At 73.4% G+C, this 19,139-nt stretch carries 18 protein-coding genes; 11 read left to right on the top strand and 7 right to left on the bottom strand.

The window, feature by feature from the left end; translation table 11 throughout:
* Nucleotides 1-24: 24 nt before the first annotated feature.
* The 3 genes from Ae150APs1_RS26655 to Ae150APs1_RS26645 all read left to right on the top strand — a co-directional run bounded on the left by Ae150APs1_RS26655 (nt 25) and on the right by Ae150APs1_RS26645 (nt 5,445).
* The gene (locus tag Ae150APs1_RS26655) at nt 25-1,350 is read left to right on the top strand and encodes a serine hydrolase domain-containing protein (RefSeq protein WP_075301023.1); all 1,326 of its coding nucleotides are present in this window, start codon (nt 25-27) and stop codon (nt 1,348-1,350) included.
* A 184-nt stretch (nt 1,351-1,534) separates the two neighbouring features.
* Nucleotides 1,535-3,391: a BCCT family transporter gene (locus Ae150APs1_RS26650; protein WP_249266489.1), complete on the top strand. Its 1,857-nt coding sequence runs from the start codon at nt 1,535-1,537 to the stop codon at nt 3,389-3,391.
* 308 nt (nt 3,392-3,699) lie between these two features.
* Nucleotides 3,700-5,445, top strand: a complete 1,746-nt coding sequence (locus Ae150APs1_RS26645) for a hypothetical protein (RefSeq protein WP_139317194.1) — start codon at nt 3,700-3,702, stop codon at nt 5,443-5,445.
* A 9-nt stretch (nt 5,446-5,454) separates the two neighbouring features.
* On the opposite strand, the gene Ae150APs1_RS26640 is transcribed toward Ae150APs1_RS26645, so the two are convergent.
* The 3 genes from Ae150APs1_RS26640 to Ae150APs1_RS26630 form a co-directional block, all read right to left on the bottom strand.
* Complete coding sequence (locus Ae150APs1_RS26640) at nt 5,455-6,420, bottom strand: NADPH:quinone oxidoreductase family protein (protein ID WP_075301017.1); 966 nt, start codon at nt 6,418-6,420, stop codon at nt 5,455-5,457.
* 70 nt (nt 6,421-6,490) lie between these two features.
* A complete protein-coding gene (locus tag Ae150APs1_RS26635) occupies nt 6,491-6,802 on the bottom strand; it encodes a hypothetical protein (RefSeq protein ID WP_029239813.1) in 312 nt (103 codons plus the stop codon).
* 166 nt (nt 6,803-6,968) lie between these two features.
* Entirely contained in the window at nt 6,969-7,397 is a 429-nt protein-coding gene (locus Ae150APs1_RS26630; protein ID WP_075301015.1) for a hypothetical protein, read from the bottom strand.
* A 296-nt stretch (nt 7,398-7,693) separates the two neighbouring features.
* On the opposite strand from Ae150APs1_RS26630, the gene Ae150APs1_RS26625 reads away from it, so the two are divergent.
* The 4 genes from Ae150APs1_RS26625 to Ae150APs1_RS26610 are packed head-to-tail and all read left to right on the top strand — an operon-like array spanning nt 7,694 to nt 11,038.
* Complete coding sequence (locus Ae150APs1_RS26625) at nt 7,694-8,257, top strand: hypothetical protein (RefSeq protein WP_075301013.1); 564 nt, start codon at nt 7,694-7,696, stop codon at nt 8,255-8,257.
* Nucleotides 8,258-8,275: 18 nt separating this feature from the next.
* Nucleotides 8,276-9,304 (top strand): DNA polymerase IV, encoded by a 1,029-nt coding sequence (locus Ae150APs1_RS26620; protein ID WP_075301011.1) that lies wholly within the window; start codon nt 8,276-8,278, stop codon nt 9,302-9,304.
* Nucleotides 9,301-9,666: a hypothetical protein gene (locus Ae150APs1_RS32300; protein ID WP_010235578.1), complete on the top strand. Its 366-nt coding sequence runs from the start codon at nt 9,301-9,303 to the stop codon at nt 9,664-9,666. The genes Ae150APs1_RS26620 and Ae150APs1_RS32300 overlap by 4 nt, the downstream gene beginning before the upstream one ends.
* Nucleotides 9,667-9,721: 55 nt before the next feature.
* Nucleotides 9,722-11,038: an MFS transporter gene (locus Ae150APs1_RS26610; protein ID WP_075301009.1), complete on the top strand. Its 1,317-nt coding sequence runs from the start codon at nt 9,722-9,724 to the stop codon at nt 11,036-11,038.
* Nucleotides 11,039-11,042: 4 nt separating this feature from the next.
* Here Ae150APs1_RS26610 and Ae150APs1_RS26605 read toward each other — a convergent pair whose 3' ends face one another.
* The 3 genes from Ae150APs1_RS26605 to Ae150APs1_RS26595 all read right to left on the bottom strand — a co-directional run bounded on the left by Ae150APs1_RS26605 (nt 11,043) and on the right by Ae150APs1_RS26595 (nt 12,788).
* On the bottom strand, nt 11,043-11,411 hold the full coding sequence (locus Ae150APs1_RS26605; protein WP_139317195.1) for a hypothetical protein: 369 nt from the start codon (nt 11,409-11,411) through the stop codon (nt 11,043-11,045).
* Nucleotides 11,412-11,474: 63 nt separating this feature from the next.
* Nucleotides 11,475-12,311 carry a DNA-formamidopyrimidine glycosylase family protein gene (locus tag Ae150APs1_RS26600; RefSeq protein ID WP_010235585.1) on the bottom strand — a complete coding sequence of 279 codons (837 nt, stop codon included), beginning with the start codon at nt 12,309-12,311 and terminating at the stop codon, nt 11,475-11,477.
* 42 nt (nt 12,312-12,353) lie between these two features.
* Complete coding sequence (locus tag Ae150APs1_RS26595; protein ID WP_249266488.1) at nt 12,354-12,788, bottom strand: DoxX family protein; 435 nt, start codon at nt 12,786-12,788, stop codon at nt 12,354-12,356.
* Nucleotides 12,789-12,937: 149 nt separating this feature from the next.
* Here Ae150APs1_RS26595 and Ae150APs1_RS26590 point away from each other — a divergent pair, with 149 nt between their 5' ends.
* The 4 genes from Ae150APs1_RS26590 to Ae150APs1_RS26575 all read left to right on the top strand — a co-directional run bounded on the left by Ae150APs1_RS26590 (nt 12,938) and on the right by Ae150APs1_RS26575 (nt 18,030).
* A complete protein-coding gene (locus Ae150APs1_RS26590; RefSeq protein WP_075302643.1) occupies nt 12,938-14,155 on the top strand; it encodes a threonine synthase in 1,218 nt (405 codons plus the stop codon).
* Complete coding sequence (locus Ae150APs1_RS26585) at nt 14,152-15,726, top strand: AbgT family transporter (RefSeq protein ID WP_075301003.1); 1,575 nt, start codon at nt 14,152-14,154, stop codon at nt 15,724-15,726. The genes Ae150APs1_RS26590 and Ae150APs1_RS26585 overlap by 4 nt, the downstream gene beginning before the upstream one ends.
* Nucleotides 15,727-15,920: 194 nt before the next feature.
* Complete coding sequence (locus Ae150APs1_RS26580) at nt 15,921-16,403, top strand: hypothetical protein (RefSeq protein WP_139317196.1); 483 nt, start codon at nt 15,921-15,923, stop codon at nt 16,401-16,403.
* A gap of 361 nt (nt 16,404-16,764) precedes the next feature.
* On the top strand, nt 16,765-18,030 hold the full coding sequence (locus Ae150APs1_RS26575) for an HNH endonuclease signature motif containing protein (protein WP_075300999.1): 1,266 nt from the start codon (nt 16,765-16,767) through the stop codon (nt 18,028-18,030).
* 157 nt (nt 18,031-18,187) lie between these two features.
* Here the strand turns inward: Ae150APs1_RS26575 and Ae150APs1_RS26570 are convergent, their stop codons facing one another.
* Entirely contained in the window at nt 18,188-19,111 is a 924-nt protein-coding gene (locus Ae150APs1_RS26570) for a TauD/TfdA family dioxygenase (RefSeq protein ID WP_075300997.1), read from the bottom strand.
* Nucleotides 19,112-19,139: the final 28 nt, after the last annotated feature.

Here is a 19,139-nt window from a genome sequence, read left to right as displayed (position 1 = left end):
GCCCGCCCGGACTACGGTCGGGTCGTGCCCGATCTGCTGCCCTCCACCCAGCGCACCCTGCTCGCCCGCGTCGCCCGCGCCCAGCGCGACGGCCGCGTCCCCTCCCTCGTCGCCGGCGTCGTCCGGGACGGTGGCCTGGCCTGGCACGCCGGCCGCGGCGCGTTGCCCGCGGGCGCGGACGCCGACGACGTGCAGTACCGGATCGGGTCGATCACCAAGACGGTCTGCGCGGTCACCGTGCTGCGCCTGCGCGACGAGGGCCTGCTCGACCTCGACGACCGCCTGGAGCAGCACCTGCCCGGCACCCCGCTGGGCGACCGCACCCTCGGCCAGCTGCTCTCGCACCTGGCGGGCGCCGGGTCCGAGAGCCCCGGACAGTGGTGGGAGCGCAGCCCCGGCGGCCCGCTGGAGGAGCTGAGCCTCGGCGACGCCGACCGGGTGCTGCCCGCAGCCCGCCGGTTCCACTACTCGAACCTCGGCTTCGGCCTGCTCGGGGAGCTGGTCGCGCGCCGCCGCGGCACGAGCTGGTCCGACGTCGCGCACGACGAGGTGCTGGCCCCGCTCGGGATGAAGCGCACCTCGCCCCGGCCGCAGGCGCCGGCGGCCGAGGGACTGGCCGTGCACCCGTGGGCGGAGCTGACCCTGCCCGAGCCCGAGCACGACGCGGGCGTGATGGCCCCGGCCGGCCAGCTGTGGTGCTCCGCGCGCGATCTCGCCCGGCTGGGCGCGTTCCTGCTCGGCGACACCGGCGGCGTGCTCTCCCCGGCCACGGTCGAGGAGATGACGCTGCCGGCGGGCATCGACTCCTCGTCGCCGATCTGGGCCGGGTACGGCCTCGGCGTGCAGGTGCTCCGGGTCGAGGGCGCCACGCTGGTCGGGCACGGCGGCTCGATGCCGGGCTTCCTCGCCGGGCTCTGGGTGGACCGCGAGGAGGGCACCGGCGCGCTGGCACTCGGGAACACGACGACCGGGCTGGACTCCGGCCTCGGCGCCGGCCTGCTCGCCGACCTCCGCGCGGCCGAGCCCCGGATCGTCGACGCGTGGTCGCCGGAGCCCGCGCCGGTGGATCCGGCGCTGCTGGGGCCGTGGTTCTGGGGCCCCTCCCCGTACGCGCTGCGGGCGGTCGGCGGCGGGCTGCTGCACCTGGGCGGGCTCGGGCGACCGGGCCGGTCGTCGCGGTTCCGCCCGGGTCCGGACGGGACGTGGATCGGGATGGACGGCTACTTCGCCGGCGAGACCCTGCGGATCGAGGGCGACCACCTGTGGCTCGCCACCTTCGTCTTCACCCGCACCCCGTACGATCCGGCCGCACCCGTTCCGGGCGGGGTGGACGACGCCGGCTGGCGCTGACGGCGCCAATATCGAATCGCAACCGACCGCCGAACGGCGCTGACCTGCGACGACGTCCGGAGCGGCGGACGTGGGCGGCGACAGGGACGAGCGTAGTACCTACACTTCCCCCTCGAAACGACTTGTGCACGATTCATCGTGTTCGACCGGGAGGGGGGAAACGCCCGTCGGGGCGTGACCTGTTATGACACAGGCGGAACCACGTACGGATCCCGATAGTTCCGGGGCCGCTGAGGGTCGGTCACGCACCGACTGGACCGTTTTCGGAGTGGGTGCGGCGCTCGCCCTGCTCTTCGTGCTGTGGGGTCTCCTCTCCCCCGACAGCCTCGCGAACGCCGCGAGCACGATGCTCGACGGCCTCATGCGCGGTGGCGGCTGGGGTTTCATCCTCGCCGCGACCGGCTTCGTCGCGTTCGCGCTCTTCCTCGCGTTCAGCAGGTTCGGCCGGATCAGGCTCGGTGCCGACGACGAGCAGCCCGAGTTCCGGACGGTGTCCTGGATCGCGATGATGTTCTCCGCCGGCATGGGCATCGGGCTGATGTTCTTCGGCGTGAACGAGCCGCTGACCTTCTTCACCTCGCCCCCGCCCGGCTCCGCGGCGCCGGAGTCGATCGAGGCGCTCCAGGTCTCGATGGCGACCTCCCTGTTCCACTGGACGCTGCACCCGTGGGCGATCTACGCCGTCGTCGGCCTGGCCATCGCCTACTCGACGTTCCGCAAGGGGCGCCGTCAGCTGATCAGCCAGGCGTTCATCCCGCTGATCGGCAAGCGTGCCGCCGAGGGCGGCATCGGCAAGGCCATCGACATCCTGGCCATCTTCGCCACGCTGTTCGGCTCCGCCGCCTCGCTGGGCATCGGCGCCTTCCAGATCGGCGGTGGCATGCAGACCGTCGGCTGGGTCGACGGCCAGGTCGGTGCCCCGGTGCTGGCCGTGATCATCGTCGTGCTCACCGCGGCCTTCATCCTGTCCGCGGTCTCCGGCGTCGCCCGGGGCATCCAGTGGCTGTCCAACACCAACATGGTGCTGGCCGCCGTGCTCACCGTCTTCGTGTTCGTGGTCGGCCCGACGGTGATCATCCTCGACCTGATCCCGACCACGATCGGCGCGTACTTCTCGCAGTTCTTCGAGATGGTCGGGCGCACCGAGGCCGTCGGCGGCGAGCCGATGCTCGAGTGGCTCTCGGGCTGGACCGTCTTCTACTGGGCCTGGTGGATCTCCTGGACGCCGTTCGTCGGCATGTTCCTGGCCCGCATCTCGCGCGGCCGCACGATCCGCGAGTTCGTCGGCGGCGTGATCCTCGCGCCGAGCCTGGTCTCGCTGGTCTGGTTCTGCGTCTACGGCGGCACCGCCATCACCCAGGTGCAGCAGGGCACGACCCAGTTCTCCGACGACTCGAACGTCCAGCTGTTCGAGATGCTCGGGGCCTACCCGTGGGCCACCTTCACCGGCCTGCTGGTGATGCTCCTGGTCGCGATCTTCTTCGTGTCCGGTGCCGACGCGGCCTCGATCGTCATGGGCACGCTCTCGCAGCGCGGCACCATCGAGCCGAGCCGCTGGGTCGTCATCTTCTGGGGTGCGGTCATGGGTGCGGTCGCCGTGCTCATGCTGGTCACCGGCGGGGAGGACGCGCTCGACGGCATCCAGAACCTCACGATCCTGGTCGCCGCACCGTTCGTGGTGATCATGGTCATGCTCTGCTTCGCGCTCTACAAGGACCTGCGGCGCGACCCCGTGGTCCTGCGTGAGCAGAAGGGCGCCGAGGTCATCGAGCAGGCCGTGGACTGGGCCACCGACAAGCACGGTGACGACTTCTACGTGAAGGTCGGCGTGTTCCCGAAGGACTACAAGGAGGAGCCCTCCACCAACGGGTACGCGAACGGTCCCGGCACCGGCCCCGGCTACACCATGACCGAGCCCGGGGAGGGCCCGGTGTCCGCCGAGGACGGGACCGGTGACGGGTCCGCGGACACCACCACCCCGGACGACGGTTCCGGGAGCGGGACGTCCGACCGCAAGGACAGCCCGGTCGGCGGCGACTAGACCGGATCCCCGCACGACAGGGCGGCCGGGTACCCCGACGGGGTGCCCGGCCGCCGTCGTCGTGGGAGGGTCGTGGACCGACACGCCGCGGCGCGGCGAGACGTCACTCACAGGCGGTGACCGCACACCAACGCACGGTGAGTGGTCGGGAGTGACCCGCGCCGACTCCGCTCGTTGCACAGGAGGGGCTCCCGGTGGCGGGGCCCGCCGGCCGACCGGAGATCATCGCGGGCGTCGCACCGCAGCCGGAGTGGATCACCGTCCACCCCGTGACCGAACGGATGGAGGGACCTGACAAAGTGGGCCGGATGCGTCTCGTGTTCACCCCCGGGGACGACCAGGGGTACGCCGAGGCCCGGAGCCGCCTGCTGGAGCAGTTCCTCGTCTGGGCGCGCCGTCGCCGCGTCGAGGTGGACACCGCGCTCGTCGCCGCCACGCTCGACTACAAGTACGCCCGCGACCGCCGGCTGGGCCGCTGGACCCGCGCGCACATCGCCGACGCGCTCGGGATGTGGTTCCCGCGCAAGGTGACCGTGCTGGAGCCCGACGACGTCGCCCCCGCGTTCCACGCCCTGGTCGACTTCCTCGCCGAGCACGACTGGTTCGACCCGCAGTCGTCCGAGCCCGACACGCTGCACCGGCAGGTGCTCGACTCCACCCCCGCGCTGCACGACGGCCTCGCCGACGAGCGGAACTACGACCTCGGCAAGTTCTGGGGCGTCCAGCTGCACCGCAACGGGATCGACCCGGCCGACCCGTCGGCCGTCCAGCGCTTCCTCGACCGGGCCGGGTCGGGCGAGGCCGACGTCGACCGGCACGCCCTCGCCGAGATCATGCGGCGTGACGCCCTGCGCCCCGCCCGGCCGGAGTGGAACCCCGAGCTGCCCCCGGTGCCGATGCCCGGCGCCGCCACGCTCGTCGACGCGGCGGAGCGCTCGGAGGCACTGGGCCAGCTCCGCAAGCTGACCGTCTGGGTGCGGGCCGGGCGACGGCTCACCTCGGACGGCAGGCTGGGCCGCGCCGACGCGCTCGACCTGGCCGCGCACCTGCAGCTCGACCACCTCTACCGCGAGACCGCCCGCACCAGCGACGACCTGCCCGAGGTCTCGCTGCTGCTGCGCTGGGCCCGGGCCGCCCGGCTCGTCCGCGTCGTGCGCGGCCGGCTGCTGCCGGTCAAGAGCGCCGGGCCGCTGCTGAACCGGCCGATCGAGCTGTGGCGCCGGGTGTTCGAGTCCGTCGGGCGGCTCGGCGACGACCTCGGCGGGACCGACGTGTTCGGCGCGCCGTCACTGTTCGGGATGTCGATGTCCGAGGCCCTGCCCATGCTCTGGGTCGGCCTGTACTGCGCCGGCGGCGGCCCGGTCCCGCTGGAGCACTTCCACCACCAGGTCCGCGACACCGTGAACGACGAGGCGGGCTGCGTCGTCGACGACCTCGCGGGCGACGTCGAGCAGCGGCTGTGGCGCCGCGACGTGACGGCCCTGCTCGACGCCTGCGAGCTGCTCGGCGCGATCGAGCTGACCGAGACGCTCGACGCCGACGAGCTCGACGATCTGTCCCAGGTCGCGCACCGCGACGACCCGGACCCGACGGTCGTCGCACTGACGCCGATGGGTCTGTGGGCGGTGCACGAGTACCTGCTGGAGCAGGGCGTCCACGTCCCCGCGCCGGGCGAGCTCGCCGAGGAGGACCTGGAGTACGTCTGCGTCCGGCTGGGTGCGGTCCGGAACGAGGTCGCGGAGGTCGAGATGGGTGCCTGGGTCAGGGCCCGGGAGACCGGCGACGCGGTGCGCGAGCTGGACCGGTTCCTGCGCCGCTGCGAGGTCCCGGCGCACCGGGCCCTCGCCCTGCACGCACTCGGCGAGACCGGTCCGGCCGGTCGCGCGGTCGCCGCCCGGCACCGGCTGCACGTCGCCGAGCCGGCGACGGCCGTCGCGGGGCCGGTCTGGTCCGGCCCGGCCCCCGCCCCGCGCGACCCGGGTGGCGGGGACCGGCCGCCGGCGGCGCCGCACCCGCGGACCGCGGTCCGGCACAACCTCGAACCGGCCGGCTGAACGGGGCGGTCAGGTCTCCAGGACGACCTTGCCGGTGACGACGCGGTCGTCGATCCGGGACAGGGCCTCGCCCGCCTTCTCCAGCGGGAAGCGCTCGCTCACGATCGGGTCGAGCGCGCCGGACCGCAGGTGCGGGAGCAGCGCGTCCCACTCCTGCGCGACGAAGCCGTCCCGGGCGAGCGCGTAGGCGCCCCACCCGACGCCGCGGACGTCGACGTTGTTCAGCAGCAGCCGGTTCACCTTCACCGTCGGGATGTCGCCCGCGGTGAACCCGACGACCATCAGCCGGCCCAGCGGGCCGAGGCAGCGCAGCGAGTCGGTGAAGCGGTCACCGCCGACCGGGTCGACGACCATGTCGACGCCCGCTCCCCCGGTGAGCTCCTTGACGGCGTCCTTGAACCCCTCGACGCCGACGGCGTGGGCCGCGCCGGCGTGGCGTGCGACGTCGGCCTTGGCCTCGGTGGAGGCGACCCCGATGACAGTGGCGCCGAGCGCCGCCGCCAGCTGGATCACCGCCGTCCCGATGCCACCCGCGGCACCCTGGACGAGGACCGTCTCCCCCGCCCGCAGGCCGCCCCGGGTCTCCAGGGTGAAGTGCGCGGTCAGGTAGTTCATCGGCAGGCAGGCCCCGGCCGCGAACCCGACCTCGTCGGGCAGCGGCAGCACGACCTGCTCCGGCACCGAGACGACCTCGGAGAACACCCCGGACATCGTGAACGCGACGACCCGGTCGCCCGGCACGAACCGGCTGCCCGGCCCGGCCTCGCGGACCGTCCCGGCGCACTCCGAGCCGAGCGTGAAGGGGGGCTCCGGCTTGTACTGGTACAGGCCGCGGGTCAGCAGGACGTCCGGGAAGTTGACCCCGGCCGCGGCGACGTCGACGAGGACCTCGCCGTCCCCCCGGACCGGTGGGTCCACCTCGTTGACGCGGACCGCGGACGGCCCGTCCAGCTCGACGACCTGCACTGCACGCACGTGCTCTCCCTGTCGTTCGACGGCGGTGTCACCGCCATCGAACCACGGGCACGTGTGACGTGCGGGTGATCTACACCGGCTGCGCGTCGCCGTAGCGCGGGGTGCGCGTGTCGGTCAGCGACTCGCACAGCTCGGACAGGCGCTGGTCGATCCGGTCCTGCACGCGCTCCAGCGCGTCGAGCTCCAGCATCAGGTCGAGCGCGTCCTGTGCGCCGTCGGTGCCGGCCAGCACCCGCTCCAGCTCGGCACGGCGTTCCAGCGTGCGGCGGCGGCACGCGTCGGCGGTGGCCTTGTGGGCGGTGAGGCGTGCGCGGGTGGTCTCGGCGAGGTCGGCGCCGCCGGAGACGGAGGCGACTCGTTCTTCCAGCAGGTGGGGGTTCACGGGCAGGCCCTCCTGGTGCGTCGACGTGCGGTGGTGGCCGCGTCGGTCCGGGTGCGACGGTCCACGTGACCGCCGCCACATCCACGCTAGACGATCAGCGTGTGCCGCGCATCACATCGATGTCGCATCCCGGTGAATCACCAGAACCTGCGGGACGGGGATCCGCTCAGTCGCCGCGGCGGAGCCGCGGGATCAGCTCGGCCGGGACGCCCCGGCGCTCGGCGACCTGGTCGGTCGTCAGGTGGAAGTGGCCGCGCTTCGAGCGGCGGCAGAGATAGGCGCGCTGCGGGCGCCCGCCGAGAGCCTCGAGCTCGCGGGCCGCACACTCGGCGGCGTCACGATCCGGATAGATGACCTTGCCGTCGCTGCCGGTGACACCCCCGCCGCCGAACCGCTCGCGGTCCTCGATCTCGCGCCGGCCCGGCCGGCACACCTCGGGGCGGCCGGAGCGCATCAGCCGCGCGTACCGGCCCAGCACGCGTCCGCGGTCGGCGTCGACGACACCACGGCCGGACGGCAGGTCCTCCACCGAGCGTCGCGCAGCCGGGATGAGCCCCGGGTGCACCGCCGGAATCCTGTCGTACTTCCCGTCCATGTCGCCTCCACGTCGCCGTCACTTGTGGATCGCTGCCGACATCCTGCCTCGTTACCGGCGCCCACGGAGTCCCTCGATCGTGTCATCCGTCACCACCTGGCAACCCCAGGCGGTGACGGAACGTCATAGTACCCCGCTGTTCGGCGCACCGCCGGACGCCGTCGTCCGGAGGTTGTCACACCAGCGGGTAGAGCGTCCGGCGGCAGGCTGTCCATGGCTTTGCGCGCCCGTATGATGAAAACCCGGCCCGTGCGTGACGCGGATCACCGGTCGCGAGCGGGTCCGGGGGAAGCGAGATGGCGATCCAGCCCGACACGGGCATCGGCAGCGGACAGGGCGGACCGCGCTGGACCGAGGTCCTCTCCGACTCCGACCTCTGCGCCGGGGTGTTCGACGTCCGCTGGGACCTGCGCCCCCGGCTGCGCGGCTGGCTCGCCGCCCACGACCTGCCCACCGCGTGGGGCCGCGAGCCCCACCGCCCCGCGATCGACGCGTGGGCGATGCTCGACGGCGGCGTCCTCGCGGCGTCCGCGGTGACGCTGCCGGGCTCCCCGCCCGGCGCCGTACCGATGCCGGGGCGGCCGGCGACCGCCGGACTGGTCCCGGAGGCCCCGTCCCCACTGCTCACTCCGGGGATGCGGGTCATCGGGTACCGGACGCTCCGGCTGCTGATCTCCCGCCTGGGCCTGGCCGGCCCCACGCAGGCGCTGCGGGGCGAGCACCTGGACGTGCCGGGTGTCGTCGAGGACCTGTTCGACACCCGCCGCCACGACGACGAGGCCGTCGAGCAGGCCGAGCTCCTCGCGACCTGCACCGACCGGTCGACGATGCGCTGGGTGGTCGCGGCGCTGCGGCCCTGAACCCGCGATGCTCCGGCCGTGAGCCGCCGCATCCTGCACGCCGACCTCGACCAGTTCCTGGCCGCGGCCGAGCTGCTGCGCAGGCCCGAGCTGGCCGGGCTACCGCTGGTCGTCGGCGGCGACGGTGACCTGGACTCCCGCACGGTCGTCGCCACCGCGTCCTACGAGGCCCGCGCGTTCGGCGTGCGGTCGGGCATGCCGATGCGGCTCGCCCGGCGGAGATGCCCCGGCGCGGTGTTCCTGCCGTCGGACAAGCCGTACTACGAGGAGGTCTCCGAGCAGGTCATGGGCCTGCTCCGCGATCTCGGCGAGCCGGTCGAGATGATCGGCTGGGACGAGGCGTTCGTCGGCACCGACGGCGACCCGTGGGCCCTCGCGGAGCGGATCCGGGAGACGGTCTCCTCGACCGGGCTGTCCTGCGCGGTGGGGATCGGTGACAACACGCTGCGGGCCAAGGCGGCCACCGGCTACGCGAAGCCGGGCGGGGTGCACGAGCTGACCGCCGCGAACTGGTTCGCCACCCTCGGTGCCGACCCGCCCGAGGCGCTGCCGGGCATCGGCCGGGCGACCGCGCGGGCGCTCGCCGAGCTGGGGATCACCACCGTCACCGAGCTCGCGGAGTCCCGCCCCGGTGACGTGGCGGCCCGGCTCGGGCCGAACCGCGGGCCGTACTACGTCTCGCTCGGCCGCGGGATGGGGCGCACCGAGCTGGACACCGGCCCGTGGGTGCCGCGCTCGCGCAGCCGGGAGACGACCTTCCCCGCCGATCTCACCGACCGCTCCGCGATGCACGCCGAGCTGCGCACGCTGGCCCACCGGGTCGCCGCCGACGTCGCCGGTGAGGACCGCGACTGCGTCCGGGTCGGGATCCGGGTGCGGACCCGCAGCTTCCGCACCACCACCCGCAGCCGGGCCCTCGACCCGCCGGGGCGCGACGGCGACGTGATCGCGGACGTCGCCGCCGCGCTGCTGGACGAGATGGCCCCGGACCGTCCGGTGCGGCTGCTCGGGGTGCGGGCGGAACTGGATGGCACGCTTGCCCGGTGACGACCTGGACCAGCGACGAGTGCGCCGCCCACTGGGGCGTGCAGGTGGGGACCTGGAACTCCTACGTCAGCCGGGGCCAGGCGCCCGCGCCGCTGCCCGGTCCCGGCCCCGACGGCCGGAAGGTGTGGGACGCCGACGAGGTCCGGTCCTGGTCGCGGCCCGGCGCCGGGCGCCGCCGCACCTCCGGCGACGCCGACGAGCTCCTGGCACGCATGCGCGGGACCGGCGCCGAGCTGGAGGAGCTGCGCTCCCGGCAGCGGGAGCTGCTCCGGGCGGGCCGGGAGGCCGGGTGCGAGATCAGCGCGATGGCGTCGGCGCTGGGGATCTCCCGGCAGACCGCGTACGCCTGGTTGAAGGACTGATCGTCCTCGTCGAGACTGCTCCACGGCTGCGCACCGCAACGGAAGGGGACGCGCGATGGTCTCGGCACGACCGCAGGCGGAGGTGCGGGCGGCGGTCCGCACCGCGACCGTCCGGCTGATCCCGCTGCTCGGGCTCGCCTACCTGCTCAACTACATCGACCGCGTCAACGTCGGTTTCGCGGCCCTGACCATGAACGCCGACCTCGGGCTGTCCGCGGCCGCCTACGGCCTCGGCGCCGGGCTGTTCTTCATCGGGTACTTCTTCTTCGAGGTGCCCTCGAACGTCATCCTGCACCGGGTCGGCGCGCGGCTCTGGATCGCGCGGATCATGGTGACCTGGGGGATCGTCGCGTCGTCGACGGCGTTCGTCCAGGGCGAGATCGGGTTCTACGTCGTCCGGGTGCTGCTCGGCATCGCCGAGGCGGGCTTCTTCCCGGGGATCATCCTCTACTTGACCTACTGGTTCCCGAGGGTGGACCGGGCGCGGATCGTCGCACTGTTCTTCCTGGCCGTGCCGCTGTCCTCGGTCGTGAGCGGGCCGCTGTCGACCTGGCTGATCACCGTCGGCGACGGCGCGCTCGGGTTCGACGCCGGGTGGCGGTTCATGTTTTTCGTCGAGGGCGTCCCCGCGGTGCTGCTGGGGATCGCGGTGCTGTGGCTGCTCCCCGACCGGCCGTCGTCGGCCCGCTGGTTGCCGGCCGGCCGGGCGGCGGCGCTGGAGGAGACGATCGCCGCCGAGGACGCCGCGGAGGCCGGTCACGACCGCGGGATCGGCGCGGCGCTGCGCGACGTCCGGGTGATCGCGCTGTCCGCCGTCTACTTCGGGATCGTGTTCGGCCTCTACGTGCTGGCCTTCTTCCTGCCCCAGATCATCGCCGGGTTCGAGGAGCAGTTCGGTGCGGACTACTCGCTGATCGACGTCGGGCTGATCACCGCGGTCCCGTACGCGATCGCGTCGGTGGCGATGGTGCTGTGGGCCCGGCACTCCGACCGCACCGGGGAGCGGGCGCTGCACGTGGCCGTTCCCGCGGCCGTCGGTGCCGTCGCCATCGCCGCGGCGCTGGCGATGCCCTCACCACTGCTGGTCATGGCGTGCGTGACGGTCTGCGCGATCGGCGTGTTCACCGCGATCCCGCCGTTCTGGTCGTTGCCGAACTCGTTCCTGACCGGTGTCGGCGCGGCCGCCGGGATCGGCCTCGTCAACTCGTTCGGGAACCTGTCCGGGTTCGTCGGGCCGTTCGTGACCGGCTGGCTGAAGGACCTGACCGGTGACGCGCAGGCCGGGATGTGGGTGGTCGCGGCGATGATGCTGATGTCGGCGGGGATCACGCTCGCCTTCCGGCGCGAGCGCGGGCGCGACCGGACCGGGTGATCTCTCAGTAGCCGATGGCGCTGGTGTACCCCGCCGTACCGACCCCGATCGCAACCGTCGTGATCGCCAGGGTCACCAGCGCGAACGGCCAGGACAGCCGGCGCTCGACGATCCGCAGCACGGTCATCGCGAGCCCGGCGATCCCGGCCGCGACGGCGACGGCGAGCGACCCGGCCACCGACACCAGCAGCCGGGACGAGCTGCAGGCCGGCGGCGGGCAGTAGTCGAGGAAGGCCACCAGGAACACCGCGCCGAACACGCCGAGGGCGATCAGCATCCCGGTGACGGTGAGGGCGATGCCGGAGAGCGCCACGTCCCACCCGATCACTGGCCCGCGGGCCGTACCCGCGCGCGGGGACCCGGTCGGCACCATGCTCCGAACGGTACTCGTATCCCCCGGAGCGGGACAGATCGGACATCGATCGTGAAGCGGGTGTCACCTGCCGGTGACGGGGCGGGCGGTGCCGCCGCCCTGGCAGCGTGGGCACCAGAACAGGTTGCGCGCGCGGAACTCCCGGTGCGCGATCGGCGTCCCGCAGACCAGGCAGGGCCGGCCGGTGCGCCGGTAGGCGTAGACGACGCTCGCGCAGACCGCGCCCCGGTCGGCGGGTTCGAGCAGTGCCGGATCGTGCTCGGGCAGCAGGGTCTCGATCCGGCCGCGGCGCTCGCCCTCGCGCAGCATCGCGGAGAGGTCGTCCCAGAGCAGGCCGAACGAGTCGTCGTCCAGGTCGCGGGCGGGGGTCAGCGGATCGAGACCGGTGCGGAAGAGGGTCTCGGCGCGGAAGACGTTGCCGACACCCGCGATCACCGACTGGTCCATGAGCAGTGCGGCGAGCGGCGCGCGGGAGCGGGCGAACCGGTGCCGGACCCGGTCGGGGTCGGCGTCGTCGCGCAGCGGGTCCTCGCCGAGCCGGTCGTGCAGGGCCTTCACCGCGACGTCGTCGAGCAGCTCACAGGCCGCCGGGCCGCGGAGATCAGCGTAGTGGGTCCCGCCGACGATCCGCATCCGGACCTGGCCACGGGGCGGTGCCTCGGGCAGGCGCCGGTTCGCGAACCGGCCCCACAGCCCGAGGTGGACGTGCACGACCGTGTCCGGTCCGTAGTGCTGGAACAGGTGCTTCCCGTGGGCCTCCACAGTCTCCAGGACCCGGCCGTCGACGACGTCCGCACCCGTGGTGAACCGGCCCTGCGGGCTGCTGACGGCGACCTCCCGCCCGGCGTAGCGGCGTCGCTGCAGCCGGGCGAGCCGGTGCACGGTGTGTCCCTCGGGCATGCCCCCAGCGTCTCCCGGGCGGCGACTCGCCGCCCGGCGGACTCAGGCGTCCACGGTGGCGCGGGTGCGCCGGCCGGCCAGCGCGCCGTCGACGGAGAACCGGCCGGGCCCGGCCGCGGCGAGGGCGAGCGCACCGGCGGCGATCACGCCGACGAGCTCCCAGCCGCCGGCGTCGACGAACACCGTGGCCCCGAAGTGGGCGAACAGGAACGCCCCGGCCATCGCGACGAACGCGGCCAGGCCGGCGACGGTCGTCGCGGCGCCGGCGACGAGCAGCACGCCACCGAGCAGCTCAACGACCATCACGAACAGCGCGGAGACCGTCGGCAGCGGGATGCCCATGCCGGCGAAGCCGCCGGCCACGCCGCCGACGCCGTTGCCCAGTTTCTGCAGGCCGTGGGCGACGAGGACGACGCCGACGAGGAGCCGGGTGACGAGGAGGGCGAGGTCGGAGTACGGGGCGGGGAGCGGGCGCACGGTGGATCCCTTCGGCAGTTGAACGTTCATTCTTCGGCGCCACCGTAGCGGCCGGGTCCGTTCGGACGCTCGTCGTGCGGCCGGATGCGGAGGAGGTCACATCCCCGCCCGGGTTGCGGGGCGGCACGGTCCGGGGTGCGCTGATCGTCGTGCCCGCTCCCCACTCGACGCTGTCCCACCTGGAGTGCTCCCGGACCGGATCGCGGCACGACGCCGACTCGGTCCAGGGCACCTCGCCCGACGGCGCCCCGCTGCTCGCCCGCTACGACCTGGGACGCGCGCGGGACCTGGTGACCCCGGCGGAGATCGCCGCCCGCCCGCCGGACCTCTGGCGCTACCACGAGGTGCTGCCCGTCCGGGACCCCGCGCACGTCGTGACGATGGGCGAGGGCATGACCCCGCTGCTCCCGCTCCCCCGCGCCGGTGCCCGGCTCGGCCTGCCGCGGCTGCTCATGAAGGACGAGGGCCTGATCCCGACCGGCGCGTTCAAGGCGCGCGGGGCGGCCGTCGGCGTCTCCCGGGCCGCCGAGCTCGGCGTGCGCGGCATCGCGATGCCGACGAACGGCAACGCCGGTGCGGCCTGGGCCTGCTACGCGGCGCGGGCCGGGATCGACGCGCTGATCGCGATGCCCGTCGACGCTCCCGAGATCACCCGGCGCGAGTGCGTCGTCTCCGGCGCAGAGCTCTACCTGGCCGACGGCCTGATCGGCGACGCCGGCCGGCTGGTCGCCGACGCCGTGGGCCGTCGCGACGGCTTCCAGGACACCTCGACGCTGAAGGAGCCCTACCGGATCGAGGGCAAGAAGACGATGGGCTACGAGATCGCCGAACAGCTCGGCTGGCGCAGCCCGGACGTCCTCCTCTACCCCACCGGCGGCGGCGTCGGGATCATCGCGATCCACAAGGCCCTGCAGGAGATGCGGGAGCTCGGCTGGATCACCGGGCCGATGCCCCGGCTCGTCGCGGTGCAGGCCGAGGGGTGCGCCCCGATCGTCGACGCGTTCGACGCCGGGCTGCGCGAGTCGACCGCCCCCACCGACCCGCGCACGGTCGCGTTCGGGATCACCGTCCCCAAGGCGCTCGGCGACTTCCTGGTGCTCGACGCCGTGTACGACACCGGCGGGACGGCCGTCGCCGTCTCCGACGACGAGCTGCTCGCCGCCGAGCACGCGCTCGCCCGCGACGAGGGCACCTGGATCTGCCCGGAGGGTGCCGCCTGCGTGGCGGCGGCCGGCCGGCTGCGCGAGTCGGGCTGGCTCGACGGCAGCGAGGAGGTCGTCGTCCTCAACACGGGCAGCGGGCTGATCTACCCGGAGACGGTGGCCGCCGAACCGCCGGTACTGGCGGTGGACGGACGGATCCCGTGACGACGCCGGTGCGGGCACCCGGCCGGATCGTCCGGGGCATCGAGTGGGCCGGGAACAAGATCCCGCACCCGTTCTACCTGTTCTGGATCCTGCTGCTCCTCCTCGGGATCGGGTCCGCGGTGCTCGCCGCGACCGGAGCGACGGCGCAGCTGCCCGGCGCGCCGGAGGCCGAGCCGGTCCGCAACATCCTCTCGGTGACGGGCCTGCGGGAGCTGCTCACGACGATGGTCGACAACTTCGTCGGCTTCCCGCCGCTGGGCGTCGTGCTGACGGTGCTGTTCGGCGTCGGGATCTGCGAGCGCACCGGGTTGCTGCGGACGCTGGTCAACGCCGCGCTGGCGCGGGTACCGCGCCGGTGGATGCCCTACGCCGTCGTCTACCTGTGCGGGCAGGGGCACTTCATGGGCGACGCGGCCATGGTCGTCCTGCCACCGCTGGCCGCCCTGGCGTTCCGGTCGGTGGGACGGCACCCGGTCGCCGGTGCGCTCGGCGCGTTCGCGGCGACGGCGGTCGGCTACGGCTCCGGGGTGATCGTCGGGTCGCTCGACGCCAACCTCGCCGCGCTGACCGAGTCGGTCCTGCCGCCCGGGACACCACCGGACGTCGGGGTCTCGGTGCTGATGAACTACTGGATCCAGTTCGTCTCCGCGTTCGTGCTGCCCGGTGTGGTCGGGTGGATCCTGGTGCACCGGGTGGAGCCCGGGCTGCCTGCGGTGGACCCGCCGTCGTCGGACGGGACGGGTTCGGACAGCGCCGACGCCACGGACGTCACAGACGTCACGGACGCCGCCCCGGACACGACCGTCACGCCGCGGCAGCGGCGGGCGTTGCGGCTCGCCGGGGCCGCCCTCTCCGCATGGGTGGGACTCGCGCTCGCCTCCTGGCTGGTGCCGGGCGCCCCGCTGCAGGGCGACGACGGCGCGCTGGTCGACTCCCCGTTCTTCGACGCGATCGTCCCCCTCATCATGATCAGCTTCCTGGTCGCGGGCGTCACCTACGGCGCGGCGGCCGGGGTGATCACGAGCCCGTCCGACGTGCCCGACCTCATGGCCGACGCGCTCAGGGGGATGCTCGGATTCGTCGTCATCGCGTTCTCGGCCGGGCAGTTCATCGCGATGTTCACCTGGAGCCGGGTCGGGACGTGGCTCGCCGTCGAGGGCTCCGCCGGGCTGCGGGCGATCGGGCTGACCGGGTTCGGCGCGCTGCTGGTCGCGCTGGTGCTGTGCTCGCTGCTCGCGATGGTGGTGTTCTCCGGGTCGTCACTCTGGGCGGTGCTGGCGCCGGTGCTCGTGCCCGTGTTCGTGGGGCTGGGGATGCACCCCGCCGTCATCCAGGCCACCTACCGGATCGGCGACTCGATCACGAACCCGATCTCCCCGCTGAACCCCTACCTCTACGTGCTGCAGCTGACCTGCCGCCGCCACGACCGGTCGTTCTCGCTGGGGATGGTGTTCTCCCGGATGGCGATGTTCGTGGTGCCCACCTTCGTGCTGTGGGTGGCGATCCTGGCGGCGTTCTATGCGCTGGCCGTCCCCCTGGGGCCCGGGACGACGATCATGATCGGAGGCTGACCGCGGCCGGCAGGCCGGGGACGACACGCTCCCGTGCGGTTCCGGGCACCCTGACCGGAACCGCTCGCGGCCCCGTGCAGGCCGTCGCCGCACACATTCCGTCATCACCGCACGCGTGCCGTCGTCACCGCACGCGTCGCACCGATGCCGACCCGTGACGCTCGCTGCCGTCGCGATCGTGCACCCTGTAGGTCGTGCCACGCCTGCGACCGTCCGCCGAGCCACCGCCCGCCCCGCTGTCGCGATACTGGAAGGGCTACGTGGCCGACTGCACCGAGCAGGTCGACCGCTTCCACCGGATCACCACCGTGATCACCGCGATGCAGGTGCGCACCTGGCTGACCGAGATCGGGAAGCGACTGGACACCGAACTGGAGGCCGTCCAGCGGCTCGCCGCGGTCGGCGACTCGATCGAACCCGCGCGGTTCCGGATCACCGAGCCGCCGGCGAGGCGGATCGCGAACCGGCTGAACAAGGCGAAGGCGTCGCTGAAGCAGTCGGTGGACCAGGCGGCCGAGATCGCCGAGCAGGCGGTTCTGGACCCGACCCACGACGACGTCCGCGTCCACCTCAAGGTGCTCAACGAGCAGGTCGGACGCCTCGCGATCGCCGCGCCGCTGGAGGACGAGTCGGAGCCGCAGGGCCGGCGTCGCCGGTGGGGCCGCACGGCGTCCTGACGGGCGGCGTCCTGACGGGCGCGCCGGGCCGACGGGCTCGGCAACCACGACGTGAAGCATGTCCTGTCCGGCAGGACAGCGTCCGTCGCGAACCGTCCGGCTCGGCGCGGTCCGGCCCTGCAGCCGAACCGGTGCCGTCTCGACGGGACGTCGTCAGACTCGCCGCGCAGGCAGAGCGACACCGTTCGTGGTGCGCCGGTCGGACCACCACCGCGCGGAGGGACGCACCGGGCCGCGGTCACGCCGTCGCTGACGGGAATGGTGCAACGCGGATCGCCACACCGGTATCTGCAGCTCAGCGCTGTTCGGCCGCGATCGGCTTACTGGCGGATCGAACATATGGTCGAGTACGATCGTCCACATGACCGCGGTCCAGGAACCCCCACGCACCGGCCTCCCTGCCGGGGATCCGGGGTTCCCTCAGATCGATCTGGCGCTGGTGCAGCTGGCGGTGGAACAGGCCGCGCACGACGACCTGTCCGGTGCCTCCGAGGCGGAGTTGATCGACCAGATCCAGCAGCTGGAGTCGGTGCAGCACTCCCTCGCGGCGCTCCAGGCCACTCGGGTGCGGGCGTTCGCCCGGCTCCATGTGGAGAACGGCATCACCGCTGGACAGACCGATCCGGATCGGCTGCAACGTGGGGTGGTGGCCCAGGTCGGGTTGGCCTGCCGGGTCTCGCCGACCGAGGCCCGCCGTCGGGTGAGTACGGCCCGGGATCTGCACGATGGTCTCGATCACGTCCGTGGGCTGTTCGCCGCCGGGGAGCTCTCGGCACTGAAGGCGGCGGCGGTGGTGACTGCCTGCTCGGATCTGGACCGCGCCGAACGCGCCGCAGTGGACCTGCGCCTGGCCGCGCACGATCTGACCCGGCTGGGGATCCGGCGGTTGCAGGACCTCGCACGCAAGTTCGCCGCCGAGGTGGCGCCGGAGAAGTTCCTCGCCCGCGCCGAGTCCGCCCGAGCAGAGCGGCGCGTGACCCTGCGTCCGGCACCGGACGCGATGACGTATCTGACCGCGTATCTGCCGGTCGAGCAGGGTGTGGCGTGCCTGGCCGCTCTGAACAAGGCGTTCACCGAGGTGTCGGTGGACCCGGCACCGCTGACCCGGACCCGTGGTCAGGTCATGGCCGACGCGCTCGTCGAGCGGGTCACCGGACAGGCGATGGCGACCGATGTGGGCGTCGAGGTCCAGGTCGTCGTCCCGATCGAGGCGCTGCTGGACCCTGACTCACCACTCCCGGCGGAGATCCCCGGCCACGGCCCCGTCCCGGTCGACCTCCTCGCCACGAGCGAAGGGAAGAAGACCCTGCGCCGCCTGATCACCTCCGACGGAGTCGTGATCGGCGGGGACTCCCGCCAGCGCACCTTCACCGGCCTGCTCGCCCGGCTGGTCCGGGCACGGGCGGGGAACCGGTGCACCGAGCCCTACTGCGACGCCCCGGTCCGCCACATCGACCACATCCACCGAGATGCCGACGGGGGAGCGACCGACCTCGACAACGGACGCGGGGTGTGCGAGTTCCACAACCACGTCCGCGAACAAGCCGGCTGGCGCGTCGCCCGCGGCCCCGACGGAACGGTCCGCACCACCACCCCGACCGGACACACCTACCGTGCCCCCGGCTGACCTCGCTGCGGTCCGTCGCGCGGACGGTCACGGCTCCGGCGCGGGCCTCACCGTCATCGACCCGACCGGTCGGCCGGACCGGTGCGGAACGCCCGGGTATCAGCGACAGGGCCCCGGAGCTCGGCGACGCGAGCGCCGGGGCCTCGGCGAGATCCGATCAGAAGGGGCGGCCCCCGGCGATCGCGACGCGCTCGGCGATCCGCTTGTGCGGGTGGTAGTCGCCGACCGCGTAGTGCTGCGTCGCGCGGTTGTCCCAGAACGCCACGGTGCCCTCGGCCCAGCGGTGCCGGACCTGGAACTCGGGCACGTGCGCCTGGGCGAACAGGTGCCGCAGCAGCGCGTCGGACTCCTCGCGGGGCAGCCCCACGATCTCGGTGGTGAACGACGCGTTCACGAACAGCGTCCGCCGGCCCGTCTCCGGGTGGGTCCGGACGACCGGGTGGGTCACGGGCGGGAACTCGTCCTGCAGGCCGGCGAGCTTGTCCGCGTCCAGGAAGCGGGCGAAGCCGGGCACCATGTCGTGCACGGCCTCCGCCCCCTCGATGCGGGCCTTCACCTCGTCGGACAGGTTGTCGTAGGCGGCGGCCATGTCCGCCCACATCGTGTCCCCGCCGAACGGCGGCGTCTGCACCATGCGCAGCACCGCACCCATCGCCGGCTCCTCGCGGAACGTGGTGTCGGCGTGCCAGATGTTCTCGTAGGTCTTCGCCCCGGCACCGAACCGGACGACCTCGTCGGACCCGCCGCGGTCGAGCATCGGGTTGGTCTCCAGCGAACCCCACAGCGCGCCGAAGTCCCGCTGCTGTTCGCCGGTGATGTCCTGCCCGGGGAAGAACAGCACCTTCCACTCGAGCAGCGCGCGGTGGAGTTCCGCGCGCAGCTCCGGACCGGGGGCCTCACGCAGGTCGACGCCGGTGATCTCGGCCCCGAGCGTCCGCCCGACCGGGGTGACGGTGAACAGCTCGAACGGTCGGTCCGGCCCGTCGCCCGGCAGGCGGCAGAGCAGGCGCTCGCCTTCCAGGAGATCGATGGCGGGCGTGGACCGGGGCCGGCTCACCGGCGCGTCGAGGTTGATCGTCACGCCCCCGATCCTGCGTCCGGACCCCCCG

The organism is Pseudonocardia sp. Ae150A_Ps1 (genome assembly GCF_001932315.1).
Taxonomy (GTDB): Bacteria; Actinomycetota; Actinomycetes; order Mycobacteriales; family Pseudonocardiaceae; genus Pseudonocardia.
The sequence above is the reverse complement of the archived record's forward strand: the minus strand, read 5'-3'. Positions and strand labels throughout refer to the sequence as shown.

Excerpts from the sequence above, each read along its gene's own strand:
- Ae150APs1_RS26650 (WP_249266489.1), top strand. The coding sequence starts at position 1,535 with ATGACACAGGCGGAACCACGTACGGATCCCGATAGTTCCGGGGCCGCT.
- Ae150APs1_RS26645 (WP_139317194.1), top strand. The coding sequence starts at position 3,700 with ATGCGTCTCGTGTTCACCCCCGGGGACGACCAGGGGTACGCCGAGGCC.
- Ae150APs1_RS26630 (WP_075301015.1), bottom strand. The coding sequence starts at position 7,397 with ATGGACGGGAAGTACGACAGGATTCCGGCGGTGCACCCGGGGCTCATC.
- Ae150APs1_RS26625 (WP_075301013.1), top strand. The coding sequence starts at position 7,694 with ATGGCGATCCAGCCCGACACGGGCATCGGCAGCGGACAGGGCGGACCG.
- Ae150APs1_RS26610 (WP_075301009.1), top strand. The coding sequence starts at position 9,722 with ATGGTCTCGGCACGACCGCAGGCGGAGGTGCGGGCGGCGGTCCGCACC.
- Ae150APs1_RS26605 (WP_139317195.1), bottom strand. The coding sequence starts at position 11,411 with ATGGTGCCGACCGGGTCCCCGCGCGCGGGTACGGCCCGCGGGCCAGTG.
- Ae150APs1_RS26600 (WP_010235585.1), bottom strand. The coding sequence starts at position 12,311 with ATGCCCGAGGGACACACCGTGCACCGGCTCGCCCGGCTGCAGCGACGC.
- Ae150APs1_RS26575 (WP_075300999.1), top strand. The coding sequence starts at position 16,765 with ATGACCGCGGTCCAGGAACCCCCACGCACCGGCCTCCCTGCCGGGGAT.